A 2,592-nucleotide genomic window follows, 5' to 3' on the forward strand; every position below is an offset into this window, starting at 1 on the left:
CGAAACCGACATTCCACAAAGCCCCGACGCCAAAGCGCCGGGGCTTTGTGCATTCTGCGCCACTCGACGCTGTTCGATCCACTCCAGGATTCTGCCAAACTCGCCATGGAGCATGGCGTTGACCTCACCACGCTTCGCGCCGGGCGTAAGCTCGATGCGCTCGATCAGCGCCCGCAACGCATCGGCGGCTTCCTGGCGCTCCTCCGGCTGCGATAGTGCGTGCGTCAATCGCTCGACTTTGCGCCGATAAATCTCGGAGATGTTGGGATGGATGTCCGGCACGTCAGCAGGGGCCGCAGCCAAACGAGCGCGGATCGCATCCTCCTGGGCTTCCAATTCCAAAAGCTCATCGACCAGCGCGCGCGTGCCCTTGCCTGCCTTTGCGAGTGTCACGAGACCCTTGATGGCCTTGACGACTTTCTGCAGGTCGGTTCGATCGGCACTTTCTGACGCGCGGCGCTGGTGGTTAATGCGATTATTCTCCTCGACATAGGTCCGAATGGCCTCTGCCGCGACCTCGGGGGTCATCATGCGATCGCGCAGACCATCAAGGACGCGCGCTTCCAGCTTGTCGCGTGTGATGCTGTGGCTGTTCGAGCAGCTTTTCGTATCACCATGGTTCGAACAGGCAAACCGCCCCTGCCCGCGAAGGGAATAAGGACCGCCGCAGCAGCCGCAATAGACCAGGCCTGAGAGAAGGCTTTTGGGGCGATGCGTTCGATTAAGAGCTGTATGGGCAGAGCGCGTTGCCTCGATGACGTCGGCATATTGGATCGCGATATTCTCCTGCCTTGCCTTCACAGCCTGCCAGAGTTCTTCATCCACGATCCGCAGGTCAGGAACCTCGGTCACAATCCATTCGGATTTGGGATTGATGCGGGAGACCCGCTTGCCGGTTTGCGGGTTCTTCAGATAGCGCAGCCGGTTCCAGACAAGTTTGCCGATATAAAGCTCGTTGTTGAGGAGGCCTGTGCCGCGCTTGGCGTGGCCGCGGATCGTGGTTGATGTCCACAGCTTGCCCGTTGGGGCTGAAATCCCGGAATCATTCAGACGGCAGGCGATTGCGTGGGGGCTGAGCCCGTTGGCGAACTGTCGGAAAACCTGGCGAATGACTTCAGCTTCGGCGGCATTGATACTCCGCTCGCCGTGGACCGGTTCGCCTTCGCTGGAGAAGCGCCGCACGACGTCATAGCCAAAGCAAAGCCCGCCCCCGGATTTGCCCTTCTCGACGCGGCCCCGCAGGCCGCGATGGGTCTTCTTCGCAAGATCCTTGAGGAATAGCGCGTTCATCGTGCCCTTGAGGCCGACATGCAATTCGGAAACTTCACCCTCTGCCAACGTAACGATCTTCACGCCGGCGAACTGGAGATTCTTGTAGAGCGTGGCGACGTCGGCCTGGTCGCGTGACACCCGATCCAACGCCTCGGCCAGCAGAATGTCGAAGCGCCCCATCTGCGCATCGTGCAAAAGTGACTGGATGCCTGGACGGAGTATGACGCTTGCGCCGGAGATCGCGGCATCTTTATAATTGGCGACAATCCGCCAGCCTTCGCGCGCCGCCTGTTCACGGCATATCAAAAACTGATCGTCGATCGATGCAGGGCTCTGCTTATCGTCGGAATAGCGGGCATAAAGCGCTACGCGGGGCATTTGGAGTCTCCAGAGATGAGCTTTGGGGTCAGTCTACAGATTTGATCATTCTTGCCAATCTGAGGACGAAATCAAAATTGCAGCGCGCTATTATGCTATCACTGGGATTCCGCCCGGCACTGAACAGGGCATCTGCGATGCCGTAATCGATTAGCTAGCGGCGAGCTGCCGATGGTCTTCGTTGGCTTCTCGTTGCAAAATGCTCGTTTCTTGGGTGCAGTCTGTCTCCCGCTAATCCGGCGGGAGTCGACCAGACCCGGCCGTACAAAACCCGAACCGATCTACGTCCGGTTCCGCCGGAAGCGGACGATCAAGCCGAGGGAAGCAGACCATTGGCTTTGCGCCCTACATCCGGCCGTTCGGCCTTGTCGCCGACGATCCCGAAAGCCGCCGTTCGTTCGCCAGCGCTCAACTGGTTCAGACCCGAAATTGTGCTGACGGCCCAGCAGGCGTGGCCACAATTATATTTGGAGTGCAGCAATCAGGGCGTCCCGAGCCATGGCCACGCGCGGGTGTCGCAGCGATGAGCGTGCCCACACAAGGTAGAAAGCGTTGAGCGGCACCATGATCGGCGCGGGTATCTCGATCAGCGTGCAGGCAGCGCGTTCGCTGCGGGTGAGATAGCCGGGCAGTACCGTCCAGCCGAGGTCCGCGTACAATCCCGACCGTAGCACCCTCAGATCGGGCGCGGTCAAGGCGGGCTGGCTAGTCAGCTCGATCTGGTTTGCATGGAGCCAGGTCCGCAGCAACGGCCGGTCGAGATCGTAGGCGAGGTGGGCTGTTTGATTGAGCCCTTCGACCAGCGGCAATTCAGCAATCCGCCTCGCCACGGCGGGAGAGGCTACGGCGCGCAGGTGCTCTTCGCCCAGCGCATGGAAGGCCAACCGCGGATCTTCGGGTTTCGAGGCGGTGACAGCCAGATGCACCCTGTCTTCGAGGAGC

General features: G+C 60.3%; 2 protein-coding genes. Both read right to left on the reverse strand.

What is annotated here, in order from left to right; translation table 11 throughout:
• On the reverse strand, nt 1–1,650 hold a 1,650-nt coding region (locus IL54_RS20155; RefSeq protein WP_037480583.1), incomplete at its 3' end, for a recombinase family protein.
• A gap of 461 nt (nt 1,651–2,111) precedes the next feature.
• A partial coding sequence (locus IL54_RS20160) for a LysR substrate-binding domain-containing protein (protein WP_037480586.1) occupies nt 2,112–2,592 on the reverse strand: 481 nt, incomplete at its 5' end.

It is taken from the genome of Sphingobium sp. ba1 (genome assembly GCF_000743655.1).
Lineage (GTDB): Bacteria > Pseudomonadota > Alphaproteobacteria > Sphingomonadales > Sphingomonadaceae > Sphingobium.